Origin of the sequence: Nitrospira sp., assembly GCA_015709715.1 — a bacterium.
Classification (GTDB): Bacteria; Nitrospirota; Nitrospiria; order Nitrospirales; family Nitrospiraceae; genus Nitrospira_A.
Map to the genome: position 1 here is coordinate 1413811 of CP054184.1, position 14007 is coordinate 1427817.

General features: G+C 52.0%; 16 protein-coding genes, 1 tRNA gene and 1 pseudogene. 11 read left to right on the forward strand and 7 right to left on the reverse strand.

Annotated elements, in window-relative coordinates; all coding sequences use genetic code 11:
* Positions 1-4 precede the first annotated feature (4 nt).
* The 5 genes from HRU82_06765 (at position 5) to HRU82_06785 (ending at position 2429) form a co-directional block, all read left to right on the forward strand.
* Positions 5-907, forward strand: a complete 903-nt coding sequence (locus tag HRU82_06765; GenBank protein QOJ34662.1) for a ferredoxin oxidoreductase — start codon at positions 5-7, stop codon at positions 905-907.
* A gap of 17 nt (positions 908-924) precedes the next feature.
* Positions 925-1632 (forward strand): 2-oxoacid:acceptor oxidoreductase family protein, encoded by a 708-nt coding sequence (locus HRU82_06770; GenBank protein ID QOJ34663.1) that lies wholly within the window; start codon positions 925-927, stop codon positions 1630-1632.
* 24 nt (positions 1633-1656) lie between these two features.
* Positions 1657-1935 (forward strand): pyruvate ferredoxin oxidoreductase, encoded by a 279-nt coding sequence (locus HRU82_06775; GenBank protein QOJ34664.1) that lies wholly within the window; start codon positions 1657-1659, stop codon positions 1933-1935.
* Between the two features lie 85 nt (positions 1936-2020).
* On the forward strand, positions 2021-2290 hold the full coding sequence (locus tag HRU82_06780) for a hypothetical protein (GenBank protein ID QOJ34665.1): 270 nt from the start codon (positions 2021-2023) through the stop codon (positions 2288-2290).
* A gap of 63 nt (positions 2291-2353) precedes the next feature.
* Positions 2354-2429, forward strand: a tRNA-Asn gene (locus tag HRU82_06785).
* Here the strand turns inward: HRU82_06785 and HRU82_06790 are convergent.
* The 4 genes and pseudogenes from HRU82_06790 to HRU82_06805 all read right to left on the reverse strand — a co-directional run bounded on the left by HRU82_06790 (position 2388) and on the right by HRU82_06805 (position 6178).
* A complete protein-coding gene (locus HRU82_06790; protein QOJ37139.1) occupies positions 2388-3248 on the reverse strand; it encodes a recombinase zinc beta ribbon domain-containing protein in 861 nt (286 codons plus the stop codon). The two genes, HRU82_06785 and HRU82_06790, sit on opposite strands and share 42 nt — an antisense overlap.
* 321 nt (positions 3249-3569) lie before the next feature.
* Positions 3570-4019, reverse strand: a pseudogene (locus HRU82_06795) (recombinase family protein).
* Positions 4020-4400: 381 nt separating this feature from the next.
* On the reverse strand, positions 4401-5489 hold the full coding sequence (locus HRU82_06800; GenBank protein QOJ34666.1) for a hypothetical protein: 1089 nt from the start codon (positions 5487-5489) through the stop codon (positions 4401-4403).
* Positions 5486-6178 (reverse strand): hypothetical protein, encoded by a 693-nt coding sequence (locus HRU82_06805; GenBank protein ID QOJ34667.1) that lies wholly within the window; start codon positions 6176-6178, stop codon positions 5486-5488. Before HRU82_06805 ends, HRU82_06800 begins: the two co-directional genes overlap by 4 nt.
* A gap of 393 nt (positions 6179-6571) precedes the next feature.
* Between HRU82_06805 and HRU82_06810 the strand changes: the two genes are divergently transcribed.
* The 5 genes from HRU82_06810 (at position 6572) to HRU82_06830 (ending at position 11055) form a co-directional block, all read left to right on the forward strand.
* Positions 6572-7138: a non-canonical purine NTP pyrophosphatase gene (locus HRU82_06810; protein ID QOJ34668.1), complete on the forward strand. Its 567-nt coding sequence runs from the start codon at positions 6572-6574 to the stop codon at positions 7136-7138.
* Positions 7135-7950, forward strand: coding sequence for an SIR2 family protein (locus HRU82_06815; protein ID QOJ34669.1), 816 nt, complete (start codon positions 7135-7137; stop codon positions 7948-7950). The genes HRU82_06810 and HRU82_06815 overlap by 4 nt, the downstream gene beginning before the upstream one ends.
* Complete coding sequence (locus tag HRU82_06820) at positions 7950-8435, forward strand: nucleoside deaminase (GenBank protein ID QOJ34670.1); 486 nt, start codon at positions 7950-7952, stop codon at positions 8433-8435. The genes HRU82_06815 and HRU82_06820 overlap by 1 nt, the downstream gene beginning before the upstream one ends.
* Positions 8436-8656: 221 nt before the next feature.
* Positions 8657-9448 carry a hypothetical protein gene (locus HRU82_06825; GenBank protein ID QOJ34671.1) on the forward strand — a complete coding sequence of 264 codons (792 nt, stop codon included), beginning with the start codon at positions 8657-8659 and terminating at the stop codon, positions 9446-9448.
* Positions 9449-10170: 722 nt separating this feature from the next.
* On the forward strand, positions 10171-11055 hold the full coding sequence (locus HRU82_06830) for a hypothetical protein (protein ID QOJ34672.1): 885 nt from the start codon (positions 10171-10173) through the stop codon (positions 11053-11055).
* Between the two features lie 14 nt (positions 11056-11069).
* Here HRU82_06830 and HRU82_06835 read toward each other — a convergent pair whose 3' ends face one another.
* From HRU82_06835 to HRU82_06845, 3 genes are read right to left on the reverse strand one after another with little or no spacing between them, the layout of a single operon-like run.
* A complete protein-coding gene (locus HRU82_06835; protein ID QOJ34673.1) occupies positions 11070-12743 on the reverse strand; it encodes a recombinase family protein in 1674 nt (557 codons plus the stop codon).
* Positions 12632-13201: an ImmA/IrrE family metallo-endopeptidase gene (locus HRU82_06840; GenBank protein ID QOJ34674.1), complete on the reverse strand. Its 570-nt coding sequence runs from the start codon at positions 13199-13201 to the stop codon at positions 12632-12634. The genes HRU82_06835 and HRU82_06840 overlap by 112 nt, the downstream gene beginning before the upstream one ends.
* Positions 13198-13578: a helix-turn-helix transcriptional regulator gene (locus HRU82_06845; protein QOJ34675.1), complete on the reverse strand. Its 381-nt coding sequence runs from the start codon at positions 13576-13578 to the stop codon at positions 13198-13200. The genes HRU82_06840 and HRU82_06845 overlap by 4 nt, the downstream gene beginning before the upstream one ends.
* Before the next feature lie 107 nt (positions 13579-13685).
* On the opposite strand from HRU82_06845, the gene HRU82_06850 reads away from it, so the two are divergent.
* Positions 13686-13952, forward strand: coding sequence for a helix-turn-helix domain-containing protein (locus HRU82_06850; GenBank protein ID QOJ34676.1), 267 nt, complete (start codon positions 13686-13688; stop codon positions 13950-13952).
* Positions 13953-14007 lie beyond the last annotated feature (55 nt).

The following is a 14007-nucleotide window of genomic DNA, read 5'->3' on the forward strand; positions in this document are numbered from 1 at the left end:
GTATATGAGCAAAGAGCGAATCAAGATTTCGCCGGACCTATATGACATCATGCCATCCGACTATCAGGACCTGGTCCAGAGCGCCACGTACGGCAAAGAGGATCGAGGCTGGAAGGATATCGGAACCGCCAAGGAATTGATCGAGCAGCATTCTCTCTGCGCCGGCTGCCCTGAGTCGATGGCTTTCCGCTATATCTTGGCCTCCCTGCCGAATCCGGAAGATACCGTGATGGTGGGGTCAACCGGCTGCACCAGCCTCGTATTTCCGATGGTGGCCGTGCATAACATCCACTCACTGTTCGGCAATCAGAACGCCATTGCTTCAGGGTTGAAGCGGGCCCTGTCGGTCCGATTCCCCGATCGCGTCAAGGACGTCGTGGTGTTGGCCGGTGACGGCGCTACGGTGGATATCGGGCTTGATATGACTTTGCAGGCCTGGTTCCGCCAGGAGAAGTTCACCACGATTTGCTTCGATAACGAACTGTATGCCAATACCGGCGGCCAGGAAAGCGGCCTCATGCAGAAGGGTTTCGTCGCCAAGATGGCCCCGGTCGGCAAGCTCTTCGACAAGGTTCGGCTCCCTGAAATCGCCCGCGAGTCAGGCTGTCACTATGTGGTTAATTGCACGGTGAGCAAGCCCTCCCTCGTGGAGAAGGTGATTCGAAACTCGGTGCTGATTGCCCGAGAAATCGGACCAACCTACATTCAGCTCTACACGCCCTGCATTTTGGAGATCGGCAAAAACAGCATGGAAGGTCTCCAGGAAATGCGCGACTCCGAAAAGCCGACTGAACGGTTCGCCTATAAAGAGTATGTCAGCGAACCGGCCAAGCAGTTCCTGGCCGAGTTGGCCGCAAAAGACAAAGAACGAAAAGCGGCGGCCAAGCAGTTGGCCGGCAAAGCGTAACGAATCGGAGGTCGTTCATGATCAAGAAAAGACTCAACATCCGCATGTCCGGATTGGGCGGACAGGGTGCCGTCACTGCAGCGCACGTCATGGCGATGGCCGCAAACCGGGACGGGAAGTTTTCCATCTCCAACCCGTTCTTCGGCGCTGAAAAGCGTATGGCTCCTGCCGAGAGCTACTGCCGTATCGGCATCGAGCGCATCTACGATCGCGGCGAGTTGGTGTTCCCGGACGTCATCGAAGTCTTCCATCCCCAGGTCATTACCATGGGGAAGAGCTACACCATGCCGTTCTATTCAGGCATTAAGGAGGGCGGCGTGGTCATCATCAATTCCGCCCAGAACCTCCTGTCCGATGAGGACATCGAGCGTCTGAAAGATTTGAATGTCGCCGTGTTCTACATTGCCGGAACAGAATTGGCGATCGAAATCGCCGGGACGGAACTCTCGACCAATATGACGATGATCGGCTCCGTAGCCGGTATTACCAAATGCGTCTCGATGGAAGCCCTCGACGGTGCGTTACAAGAACGCTTCGGCAAGAAGTTCGTGGCTTCCGGAGGTACGGCCTCCCTGGACGAGGCCATCAAGAAAAAATTCGCCAAGAAAGAAATGCTGTTGCAAAAGAATTTGGCAACGGTCAAGCGGGCCTATGAAATCGCCGGGGAATGGGCGGACAAGAATAACGTTGAGTTGAGAGTGGGCAACCCCGCGGTTGCAGCATAAGGGCAAGAAAAGGAAGTCAGCCACATGTATAACGTTGCGCAAGTCATCGACGAGAAATGCACCGCGAAGAAGGGGTGCCGCCTCTGCATCATGTATTGTCCGGAGGCCAACTGTTTGGATCTCAATACAACCAAGATGGTCGCGCAGGTCAACATTGACCGATGCAAAGGCTGCGAGCTCTGCGTCGTGGTCTGCAACGCCGCAAAACATGAGGCCATCGTCATGCAGGCCGTGAGTGCGACCGGTGAATTGATCAATCGGAAAGGCGAATCTGCCGCTTTGGGGCAAGCCTACCAAGGATAGACCGAGCCAGTCAGGTCCTTCAGAAAACCCCATGGCAATCTCGCCGTGGGGTTTTTTGTTGGAGACCCGCTGGAGGAGGGATCACGTGGAACAGGAAGATAATTTACTTGATGAACTGCTTCGAGAAATCGCGGGGCTCCTCAACGAATATCCGAAAGTCATCGAACGGCGCGCAGCGACTATTCACACCGAAGGCAAGGACCCGGAATTGGCGCAGAAACTGTTCAAGGCTGCGGACACCATGCGCGACAGCGGGAATCTCTACCTCACATGGGCCAAGCATTTCGCCGCGCTGGCAGACGGGAGCACCGACGCCTCATCGGATGAGGACGAGACCGAGGACTTTGACGTCTAAAAAATCTTTCCTCTTCGCGCTTCGGTTTTGTTACAATGCGGCGTTTCACAAATGCCCCATCATTCCCCGGTAGCTCAGTTGGTAGAGCAGCCGGCTGTTAACCGGCTGGTCGCAGGTTCGAGTCCTGCCCGGGGAGCCAATCTAGACCAAAACTGGGCACTCCACTCTCTGGGGTGCCCTTTTTAGTTTCTCCGACCATCTTAGCAAGCGCCGCATAGCTCCCCCTCATCACAAGCTGCTTATCGAGACACCGGATCTCCTCGACGAGAAGCTTGAGATACTTCTTGCTGAAGCCCCGATCCTTTTCAATCAATCGCTTCCGTAGAATCTTGGTGAAGGCCTGCACCCTCTTCTCTCCCAAGGCATCCAGTGGCATTTGCTTGAGCCTTCGAAGCCCGGCTATTTCAGTCAAAAGTGCCTGCCGTTGCGCCTGCAGTTTATTCGCTCGGTCGGTCAACGTCGAATCCATTGGGAGGAAACCCTTCTCAACCGCTTCATAGAGCTGATTGCTGCTCTGCTGAACGCGCTCTAGCTCTTTGGTAAGCAGCTTGACCTTGCCATCCTGGTCGGTTTGCGATTGACGCAGACGTTTTCTCAGTCCTTCCAACATTGTATGGACGCGTGAGGGAGTAAAGACCCGATCCGCCAAGGATGACAGGACCATCCGATCAACCAACTCTGTGGGGAGGTTTTCGCTCGTGCAGGTGTCCTTTCCTTTGAGAATCCGGCTTGAACACTTGTAATAGCGATACTTCCCACCTTTGCCCGTTGCGAGCGTCATCCCGGCCCCACAAGCCCCACATTTGAGCAGCCCCGTGAGAAGCGTAGGGCAATTGACGACCCGCGGCGGAACCTTCTCAGGGGAGCGCGATTCCAACTTCTCCTTCACAGCCAAGAATAGCTCCTGGCTCACAATGGGATCGACCTTGACCGGTACCCATTCCTGCCGAGGCTTCATCCGCCGAACAGCGCCGCCCCGCTTTTCGTATTTATTGAAATAGTGTTCCCCGATATAGGCGCGATTGGTCAACACCTCATAGATGCGCCCCTTCGTCCACTGACGGCCTCGAATGAGGATGCCCTGCGCATTCAATCGGGAAGCTATTCCGTAGAGACCAAGCTCTTGACCTCGCTCCCCATGCAGATACCAGCGGAAAATTTGATTGACCGCGACTGACTCGCTCTCTTCCACGACCAACTGCCGTTTCCTGCCCTTATTGCCAGGAAGTTGTACTTCCACCGTTCGATAGCCGACCGGAGGACGCGAGCCGTTGAAGAACCCCTGCCTGGCGTTCTCGCGCATAGCCCGCAGGGTATGTTTCCCGTTCTCCTTACTCTGGTACTCGTCGAACACGCTGAAGATCCGCCGAATCATCTCGCCGGAAGGATCATCGCTGGTCTGCTGCGTAATCGACAGCACCCGAACCTCATACCGTTTCAACTTGCGTTCATAGAGACCAAATTCGAGGGAATCCCGAAAGAATCGGGAGAGGCTATGTACGACAATAGCTTCAAAAGGAGAAGGAGAGACGCAGGCGTCGGTGATCATTCGCTGGAACACCGGTCGCCTGTCATCCGTGGCGGAGGCTCCCGATTCGACATATTCGGCGCCAACCGTATGGCCGCCAGCCTGGCACCAGGCCCGCATCTGGCCAAGTTGGTCCGGAATCGACAGATCCTTGTCCGCCTGCCTGGTCGTCGAGACCCGCGCGTATAACGCCACAATCATGGCCTCACTCCTCTTCCTCTTGGTTCAATACCATCGCTTGGATTAGTTCACCGAGAGACGCTTCAATCAATGCGAGCTCGGCATCGGTCACAGCGGTCAATTCAAGGTCAAAACGGACTGTTACCTGATTTCGTTGAATCTCATGGGACACGCATGGGCCACCACCTTCCGTGCATCATGTATTCCGGCCCAATCCATTCCGTTCCTCAGCCCCTATTTGACACTCTAAACGTTCCAACTCCCCTTCCAACCCATTCCGTCCGAATTCATTCAGCACCACCGTCCGAAACGCCTGAAACTGGCTTGACGGTAATGAGGCCTGAGCCACCAGCAGCACGTGCGTCACATGGCCGTGTACCAGTTTGAGGACCTCCGCCTTTCTCACCATTCCCCCAATTCAATCGCCTTCATGCGCTTGCGCACATCGGCCTTCCAGCTCAGTGGATCAAAGAGACGATGCAGCCGCTCGCCAAGAAGCTGATAGGCATCTTCTTCCGTCATCATTTCCTGTTCTTGTTTCACACAGGAGACCGCCGCCATCCGCTTCAGGTAGCCATAGATGCTAATCGTGAGCCGCATGAGCCGTTCATCGAGTACCAGCTCCTTGCCGTCAAGGTGCTTGGTTTCCAGCAGATGTAGAGCCGCAATCCGCTGCTGGAGATCAATCCACAGAGGATGCAGAGGCCACCTCGACCGATTACTGTCCTCCGTCCGAATCCTCAACGTATCGTGGCTTTCCGCTAAAAAGTGCAGCAACGCCCCTTGCCGCTCCAGCAAATCCACAAATGTTCGAATCGAGAACCCTTTCAGCAGTGCCTTCCTGACCTGCCATTCGATCCGCCACACATGCTCATCTTGGCCCCACAACTCGTGAAACCACACCTTGGCGCTTTGTTGCCGGATTTCCGCGATCTTGTCGTAGACTCGGAGCACCACATCTCCCTTGCCCAAGGTGAAGGTCTGCACGCTCCCATTTTCCCGATGCTGGCTGTCTTTATCCGACAGGCTCACGAAAGAATCTGCGTCAAAGTCTCGCGCCGCCAGCGAGTAGTCGAAGCAGAAATCCACCCGCGAAAGGCTTTCAGGCTGCTGCATCTCACAGCCTACCGATGTGGCCCAGGCCAAAAACTTATCGTGGAGGGTTGCAGCCGATTGTCGCCACAAGGCTTGGCTTCGATAGGTCACAAAACAGGAGGGATTGTTAAACTCGCCTAGTTCAATTTTGAAGTCTTCGTTAGACAGCACAAAGGGATATCCAGAACTGCTGCCGTAGGGGTAAATGAAAAAATCGGTATCCCCAAGCGTCACGGCCCGAGGCTCACGGCTCTTGCCCATCCGCAGCTGTTCCTTGACGACCGCAAGTGTCCTGAAATCGAGGTGCTTAGGGGAGGGTGGCGACAGATAGTAGGCACACTGCACCGTATCGATGCCGTGCAGTAGCAGTTTATATGTCCCTTGTTCCGTGATCATGGATCTTCAGGATTCGGCAAGGGCTCAAGGCGAAGCTCTTGCTCCTCTACTCTCACCGTGATTCCTTTTGTTTTATCCAACGTCAGTCCAAGAGGGCCGTTCAATGCCATAACTTTATCCATGAGCGGAACCAGGTTGACCGTGATAAAGAGATCCCCTCCCATGGACTCAACGTGGGCAATACGAACGAAATAAATCGCCGCATTTTTGCGTTCGATGGAGGTATAGCCGACATCTTTTTCGAGGTCGCTGTGTACCCAGTAGGGCTGGCGATAGATCCAGGAGGGAAGAGCTTGATAGAACCACCACTGTATGGCTCCTCCTTCAAAGACCTCGTTCGGGTTCGCTTTCTTCACGCCTCGCAGCCGCGCAATATCGATCCCTACGTCCCGAAGGCGTTTATAGAAGGCAAGGTTCCAAATGTCGAACATGGAGAAGAGCCGCCATTTTCCGAAGCGTTCGTCTCCTCGGCCTGATCCCAGCCCCTGATAAAGCTGATCCAAGATGCCCCCCCGGTCCCAATCCAACAGCACCTTTCGCGAGACCCCGATGCAGGCCTCAACATCGCCTGACGTATAGCGTCGCTGGCGGAGATACTCCATGAGAATGTCCCAATTGCGCGGGAGGCCGACGATATCGGGCATCTCCAGCTGGGGAAGCGATGGCTCGCGAACCTTTCGTTTATTCATGGCCATATCGTTACCATTACGTTACGTTTAAAGTCAAGCAGGAGCGCCGAGGGGTAGATCAGGAACCTAATCGATTGAATAGAAATAGAACGGGGGGAGTCTTACGACACCCCCCTACCCCAAGATGCGCCCGCGTGGCCGCCGGCAGAGAACTACAAACGAGCGTGTGACTCGGGGAAAATGGGTACAATGTTTGGTTACCTGCGAGACCAAGCGGACGGTGGTTGCTGACAATCGAAGAGCCTAGCCCATGTCGGTTAGATGGTGTATAAGGCAGTGGAAGAGCATGAGGATGACGCTTGCTACATAGGCATAGAGTTACCACCGAGGTCCTCAATTGTGCATAAGCTCTACTATTTTAGACTCATTTCACCCCTAAGCTAGCTACCACAAATGCCACTTCTTGAGATTCGATTCGTGTCTCGCAATGGATTCAAGCTTCGTGAGGCAGCCACCATTTTGGCTGATGCCTCAGTGAAAGTAATCCCTCTTGAGATCAGACTTGATGAACTGCAAACCGAGGATACTAAGCAACTCGTCAAAGACAAAACGATGAAAGCCTTTAAGCAAGTTGGAAGGCCGTTGTTTGTTGAACACACAGGCCTTTACCTCAATCATCTTAATGGCCTACCAGGCGGCTTAACCCAGGTATTCTGGGACACCTTGAAGGCTGACAGATTTGCCGAATTATTCGGGACCTCCCCAGAGCGCGGGGTGACTGCTAAAACAATAATAGGCTACACAAATGCCAAACAGTTTTTTATGTTTGAAGGGGAAGTAAGCGGGCATATTTCGGAAACGCCGAAGGGGTCTAGGGATTTTCAGTGGGACTGCATTTTTGTACCTAAAGGATTCACTGAAACCTTTGCCGAAATGGGCGAAAGAAAAAACGAGATCTCCATGCGCCGAATAGCCATGGATAAGTTCGCCAAATTCTTGAAGGACCTTGGCCATACATGATATCCGAACTCGCTCAAGCAATAAGAGAGCAGAAAGTAATCTTATTCGTAGGTGCGGGAATATCTCAAAACCTCGGATTACCATCCTTTTCCGAACTCGTCGAACATCTGGCCCAGGAACTAGGATATGACCCTGAGATTTTCTCCACGCATGGGGATTACCTAGCGCTGACCGAATACTACAAACTAGAAAAAGGAACGATAGGGCCACTCAGGAGCTGGATTGATAGAACATGGAATACAGGTATTGATATAAGAAAGTCCGAAATACATAAATTGATAGTAGATCTGGGATTTCCCATCATTTATACGACTAACTACGACACCTGGTTGGAGCAGGCATATACTCTGTATGAAAAAGAGTTCGTTAAAATTGTAAATGTCGGCGATTTACCCAAGATCAAAGCTCAGGTTACCCAAATCATAAAATTTCACGGAGACCCCGAGGACGATCCTTCCATTGTTCTCACAGAATCGAATTATTTTAGTCGCTTAGATTTTGAATCTCCGCTCGATTTGAAACTGCGGTGCGATATCCTCGGGAAATCAATACTCTTCATCGGATACAGTCTCTCTGATATCAACATCCGATACATGCTCTACAAACTCAATCAGCAATGGCAACGATTTGTAGGCTATACGGATATTCGACCAAAATCTTTCGTCTTTCTCACTCGTCCCAATCCGGTTCAGGAAAGAGTGCTTTGCAGTCGAGGAATTCACGCCATAGTTTCTGATGTCGATGACCCTAGGACCGGCCTGACCGATTTCCTTCAGAGACTTTTACATGTATCTCTCGGGAGGAATGTTTAGTGGCCAGCTCCCCTTACTCTCCCGAAGAAAAATTTATGCGTCTTGCTATTGCAGAAGCGCTGGCTGCCCAAAAAGGTGGTGACTATGCGATTGGTGCTGTAGTTGTCCTAAATGGATCAGTTCTCGCATCATCAGGGAACAGAATTAAAATTGAATGTGATCCTACTCAGCACGCTGAAGTGGCTGCAATCCGTTTAGCCTGCGCCTCATTGCGCACTAGACATCTCGAGGGCGCTATCCTCTACACGACCGCAGAACCATGCCCAATGTGTGCTTCGGCCGCAATTTGGGCACGAATGTCGGGCATCATCTCTGGAAGTACCATTTCGGACATGGCTGAGTTCAGGGAAAAGTTCGGGACTACTGAATGGACATGGCGCACCGTCGATCTTGCCGCACGGGCTATATTGGACCAAGGCGATCCGAAACTCTTTTTAGTAGAAGGCTTCCTGCGGAATGAATGCAGATCCTTGTTTCATGACTAAGTTTTGATCTTATGTGGTTTAACTAAACAAGCCGAATCTTGCGAGAACAGAACATGTCTTTGCCCTTAAAGGAGTCTAGGGCCGTCCGTGAGCTAGCTGAATCGCTCTACGATTTTCTTCCCGGCTCTGGTAGTGCGGCATGGAGAGGGCATGTGTCATTTAGGAGTGTGGCAGAGAAGGTAGGTGTCGGCGACTTTTGGCAGTCTGGGAGCAAACTGCCCATGTTGATTGCACTATTTGAAAGGACTCTTGAGTTTCGGAGAGGGCATTTTGAACCTCTGGTTATTGAAATTGTTCGAGCTGGCTTGACCTATCGACAGAAGAACGACAAGCCGCTGACTCCCGAGGATATTCAAAAACTCAACGGACTAATACTAGAAGTGGGGTTCAAGTTCCCCGACTTGTGGGATCAAGGCTTCTTAGAATCACTCCGTGCCAATGGCACTACCCGAGCAACGGAACACATCCAGCGCGAGCAAAGTTTCGAAAAATTGCGTGAGAATCAGAGAAATCGGCGAAGCATCGAACTCGAGAACTTGAAAAGTGAGTTTCTAAAGCTGCACAAAAGTGAATATCGCCAGCAAGCCGGACTTCAGCTGGAGAGAGTGCTGAACAGACTTTTTGCCTGCCATGATCTCGCACCAAGGGAACCATTCAGAGTTGTTGGAGAACAAATCGACGGCTCATTCGAACTCGATCACGAAATATATCTCTTAGAGGCCAAGTGGCAGCAAAGCCCAAGCCCAGCAGCTGATCTGTACGTCTTCCGTGAAAAGGTTGAAGGCAAGTCGAAGTTTACGCGTGGTCTATTCTTATCAGTTAATGGTGTAAGCAAAGAAGCCCAAGACGCAATCACAAGGGGGAAGCAACCCAATTTCTTCATTACTGACGGATACGATGTAATGATGCTACTCCAAGATAACATGGAACTTTCATCATTCCTGCGGAAACGGCATCGGTTGCTAGCTGAAGAAGGACGAGTGTGCGTTCAATTCCATGAATTGTCTAGGTAGATTGTAATCTGACTACGCTTAGAATATTCCTCATGACTGTGGATTCGGGTTATGCATTATGAGAATTTTCAGGCATTTCCTTTTGCCCAGATTCAGGCACAAGGGTGTCTCCCTAGCTGACGCCCTCTCAGGTATTCATAGCCCCCCGTGTTACTGAGACGGGGGCTGTTCCGCCCGTCCGGCTCTCGCCGGATCGGGCGGCTTCACCCGAGTCAGAGTTAACGTGAGCTTCAAATCATCTTTTAACCCTAACTCCCCTATCAGCTCTGCAGTATTCCACTCCCTAAATCGAGACTACAATCCTTCTCACATAGCAAAAGAAGCAATATTGACAAGTCAGGGTTGCTTTGTAAAAATGCCGCGCTTTCCTAAGATAAGCGATTAAGCGTATGCGCCCTTACCTGAGAGACTAATAAATTACCCTCTTCTAATCGAGAAATTGATTCGGGGACAAAGAACACCGAAGAGCCAACTTATTATCAACCTGAGAGAAGACAGACATGAATTCTCACTCCAAACGCCAGGGAATGACACTACTTAGAAGCTGCCAATCTAGTCACAAGGCCTCCATAATTATCATTTCGGCGCTTCTCATTTCGGTCGCTGGCTGCAGTGGACTATACACTCAGCCGAAACCCATTTCGTCGGGAGAAGCAGTTTCTGGTTATACCTATGTCCCAATAGATCCCACGAAAGTCGGCATTGATCCAGGTGACTGTAGTATGACCCTTCGTGATATAGAAACTAAGGCGGACAACTCCGCACCTAAAAAGCTGAAGTTGCTCGACTTGTTGCCCGACAATGCAGTCCGGTTAAGCATGGAAATGTCCGATGCGAAAGGTAATGTGACGTACGGCGTCTCGAAGGTGGGATCAACCGGAGCGGCATATAAATTAACTGCAGACTATGTAAATTCTGACACTGTGAATCAAAGTGTTTGGGTTCGCCGAACAGTATTAGTTAATTCCAAAAACGTTCATTACGACGACAAGGGAAAGATCGAAAAACAAGTAGAGGAAACCAGCCGCAGGCCCATATCAGTTTCACAGGGTGGGGCAAAGATGTTGAGTTTAAACGGAAGCAGTGAAGAGCGTGTAATTGAAGGCTCGGAAGGCTTTGAGGTAAAGAGCTTCTTGAATCCACCGAATAGAGAGGAACGCAAAGGCTTGGAATTGGATAAATACGAAGAGTTCAACGTTCCCATCTATGTTGGAATAGGGCTCAGAATAGTCGCAGAAGGTATCTCACTGTCAGGGGATGCAAACATCTCTGGCATAGGCGTGGTCGGCGCTGAAGCTCAGGCTAATCGGTTACTGGGCTCACTTACCGTGCAAACGTTGGGTGTGAACAGTCAAGCAGTAGCCTCTGCGCTTCCTGTTCATAGCGAACTGAGCAGAACCACGGCTGAGAACGCTTTTGTCGCTATCGGATCAATTAAGGCGTTACTGCACCAACAAGAGACGATTAAAACTCCTAGAGTAGTGGGCCTTTACCTTCCATTTCCAGGCGGCAAACCACTCGTCAATGCGTTAATCTCCGAACTATCCAGAAATCCGGTGAAATGGTGCCCAAGTGGTTTCGCTTTGGCAAATGCGGCACACCACTAACATCCGTCTGACAGTCATACAGCAAAGGTGACCCGACATATCCATTGCCCAGTTTCACTAGAAGCGGGGAGCCAACCTTTACGCTCTTGCGAACTCGTTCCCACCTCGGCAAGTTCAAAGATATTAAAGACAAGCTTGTCGGGGTGGACGATGATATCCCGCACCAAACACCGCAACACTTCCATCTTCTCCTTCGGAAGCAAAGCCCCGAAGATCTTCTGAAAATTCTGCAGGTTGCGCAGCACAACCTCTGAATCATATTCCCTGGCCGTATGCTCCTGGATCTGCCGTTGCACGGCCTGATACTGAGTTTCTAGGCTGTGCTGTTCTTGCTGCTGCCGGCGCATCTCGTCTTCAAGGCGCTGCACGGACACAGTCCCCTGCCCTACCCCTCGAACTAATCGATCTATTTCGCGTTCCAGCCGGTTCAGGCTCGCCTTCAGTCGAATGGCCTCCCGTTCCAACGGTCGCACTTGCTCCTTTTGGTCCCGATTCAGCTCCTCGACCGTCACTTTTACCCACTCCGCTTGCTGACTCAAGGTTGATAGATATTCAACCACCTGATTTTCTACCGCGTCGGCATTCAGAGCCTTGATGGTGCAGAGGCCGTTATTGTGCTGCATGGTCTTCGTGCAGCGATAGTAGGCAATCCGGTTAATCGATTGATCCTTGCGGCGCTTCTGCGTGTAATGAGGGCTCATAAACGACTGGCAGACACTGCATCTGAGCAATCCCTTGAGGAGAAATGTCCGTTGGATCTTGGTCACCGCTCGGCCATGATCGCGAGGGAGCGATTGAACCTTGTGATATAGCCCCTCCTCAATCAACGCTTCGTGTTCCCCCTGGAATAGTTGGTCGTTAAACTGCGTCCGCCCGCAATACACGGGATTCGCCAGGATATAGGCCAGCGTCATCTTTCCCCACTGCTTCCCGCTCCTCGAAAGCCAGCCTCTGCGATGGAGTTCGGCCCGAAGTCGGGTCAGTGATGGGTCTTGGGCAAACTGCTGAAACATGAATTGCACGCAGGCGGCTTCCTCGGGATGCCTGACGAGGCGCTTATCTTCGTTGCGATAGCCAAACGGAACGATTCCACCATTCCACAGGCCTTTCGTGGCCCGTTGCTGCATCTTGTCTCGGGTACGATCCGCCGTCATTTCCCGCTCAAATTGGGCAAAGTCGAGGAGAATGTTTCTGAGCAGTCGTCCCATCGGATGGTGCGTATCAAGACTTTGGGTAATCGACACGAACTTCGCGCCGTGGCGGTCGAATAAATCCATCAGGACATGGAAATCTTTCACGGATCTGGTTAATCGATCAATTTTGTACGCCAGCACGCAGGATATCCGTCCAGTGCGAATATCTTGCAGCATCTCTTTCAGCGCCGGTCGATTCATCGTGTCTGCCGAGAAACCAGCGTCTTCATAGACTCGATGAATGACGTATTGATCCTGGCTCTTGCAGTAGGCCTCAAGCTTTTCGCGCTGAGTTTCGAGGGAACTGTATTCGGTATCGGCCTGATTTCGCGTCGAGACGCGCGTATAGAGCCCGCAAATGGTCGGGACGGGGGTAGCTGCCATTATGCCGTTCCTTTCTCTTGTAGGGCCAAGCAGGCGCGTTCCATCCAGTTCGCCAGGCGGATGCGCTGGTGATACCACGCCACATAGCCAATCACACGCAGGGCGCGCCAAGCCATTTCTCGATTATTGAGCACATACAGAAAGACTTCTCGTTCAAGTCGCTCCTTCGGTAAGGACCCCATCAGCCAGACAAGGGCGAAGGCATCAGCCTCGATGTCTCGGTGATCATTCGGAGTGAGCACGGCTGATTCGTCCGTATCTTTCATGTCGGGAAGATGCAAATGGACATGCCCCAATTCGTGGGCAATGACAAATTGTCGATTCAGAGGACTGAGGCCACGGCGAGTCACAATGATGACTTGGCCATCGTCTCTGGTCGTTATACCTTCAATCTTGGGGCTGAACGTGGTTTCAAGCAACTCGACGCCCTGTTGGGCCGCAGCATCTTCTTGATTGTGGAAAGGGAGAGTGTGGCAGTGGGGATAGATAGCTTGGAGTTTCTGAATAAAGCGTTCCGGTCGTCGCAACCATTGGATGAATGAGTGGAGCAGACCGGATACCGTCTTCATCGCCGAAATCTCCTCTTTCGTTGCTGGACAATCACCGCTTTTAACTGCTTCATCGCCTCCTTCAGTTCTGCGGTCGACACGGCTTGGTGAGCGCTCAAGAGGGCCGGAAGCAACAAATCCGGCACCCGCTTCGCCTCCACAAGCAGCCGTTCCGGCGGATCGATGCGCAGGACCTCGGCCAGTCTCAGAATCATCTCATCGTCTGGCGGGAGTCCCCGTTCGCCAGATAACAAACGAGAGAGATATGCCGGGGAAATCCCCGTTTCGGCGGCCACAGTCCGGAGACTGAGATTGACCTCTTCCATTCGCTTTTTGACCAGCAGGCGAAAACCTTGCGGGGCTTGGGGATTCTCTCGATTGAGCTCTGGAGTATTCATAGGGGCAGTCTATAGCTGAATTGTTGCTATACAGTCAACACAAAATCTTCCTAGCATCTTGACCATTAGGCAACGAGCCCCTATAGTGCGCTTCACGGAGGCTGCACATGATTAAAAATCACCTGAAAGAATGGCGGGCGCGACAAGCGCAGCGCGGCATTTCCAAGGCTACCCTGGCACGTAGGATACGCGTCAACCGTTCCTACGTGACCAAACTGGAGCAGGGCAAGGCGGTCCCGAGTCTGCAGGTCGCCTTGCAACTCGCCGAGTACTTCGGCTGCACCGTCGATCAACTGTTCGAGTTACACGATGAAACGACGCTCGAGCTTACCCATGACGATATGTTGCCCAATGGGCATTCTGATGAAGATTGAAGTCCATTTCATCCCACTCAATTCACACGCACGCGAAGAGCGCAGTGAGATGGCT

Coding starts and splice junctions, on each gene's coding strand:
- HRU82_06765 (QOJ34662.1), top strand. CDS start 5: ATGAGCAAAGAGCGAATCAAGATTTCGCCGGACCTATATGACATCATG.
- HRU82_06770 (QOJ34663.1), top strand. CDS start 925: ATGATCAAGAAAAGACTCAACATCCGCATGTCCGGATTGGGCGGACAG.
- HRU82_06775 (QOJ34664.1), top strand. CDS start 1,657: ATGTATAACGTTGCGCAAGTCATCGACGAGAAATGCACCGCGAAGAAG.
- HRU82_06790 (QOJ37139.1), bottom strand. CDS start 3,248: ATGAAGCCTCGGCAGGAATGGGTACCGGTCAAGGTCGATCCCATTGTG.
- HRU82_06800 (QOJ34666.1), bottom strand. CDS start 5,489: ATGATCACGGAACAAGGGACATATAAACTGCTACTGCACGGCATCGAT.
- HRU82_06805 (QOJ34667.1), bottom strand. CDS start 6,178: ATGAATAAACGAAAGGTTCGCGAGCCATCGCTTCCCCAGCTGGAGATG.
- HRU82_06810 (QOJ34668.1), top strand. CDS start 6,572: ATGCCACTTCTTGAGATTCGATTCGTGTCTCGCAATGGATTCAAGCTT.
- HRU82_06815 (QOJ34669.1), top strand. CDS start 7,135: ATGATATCCGAACTCGCTCAAGCAATAAGAGAGCAGAAAGTAATCTTA.
- HRU82_06825 (QOJ34671.1), top strand. CDS start 8,657: ATGTTGATTGCACTATTTGAAAGGACTCTTGAGTTTCGGAGAGGGCAT.
- HRU82_06830 (QOJ34672.1), top strand. CDS start 10,171: ATGACCCTTCGTGATATAGAAACTAAGGCGGACAACTCCGCACCTAAA.
- HRU82_06840 (QOJ34674.1), bottom strand. CDS start 13,201: ATGAAGACGGTATCCGGTCTGCTCCACTCATTCATCCAATGGTTGCGA.
- HRU82_06845 (QOJ34675.1), bottom strand. CDS start 13,578: ATGAATACTCCAGAGCTCAATCGAGAGAATCCCCAAGCCCCGCAAGGT.
- HRU82_06850 (QOJ34676.1), top strand. CDS start 13,686: ATGATTAAAAATCACCTGAAAGAATGGCGGGCGCGACAAGCGCAGCGC.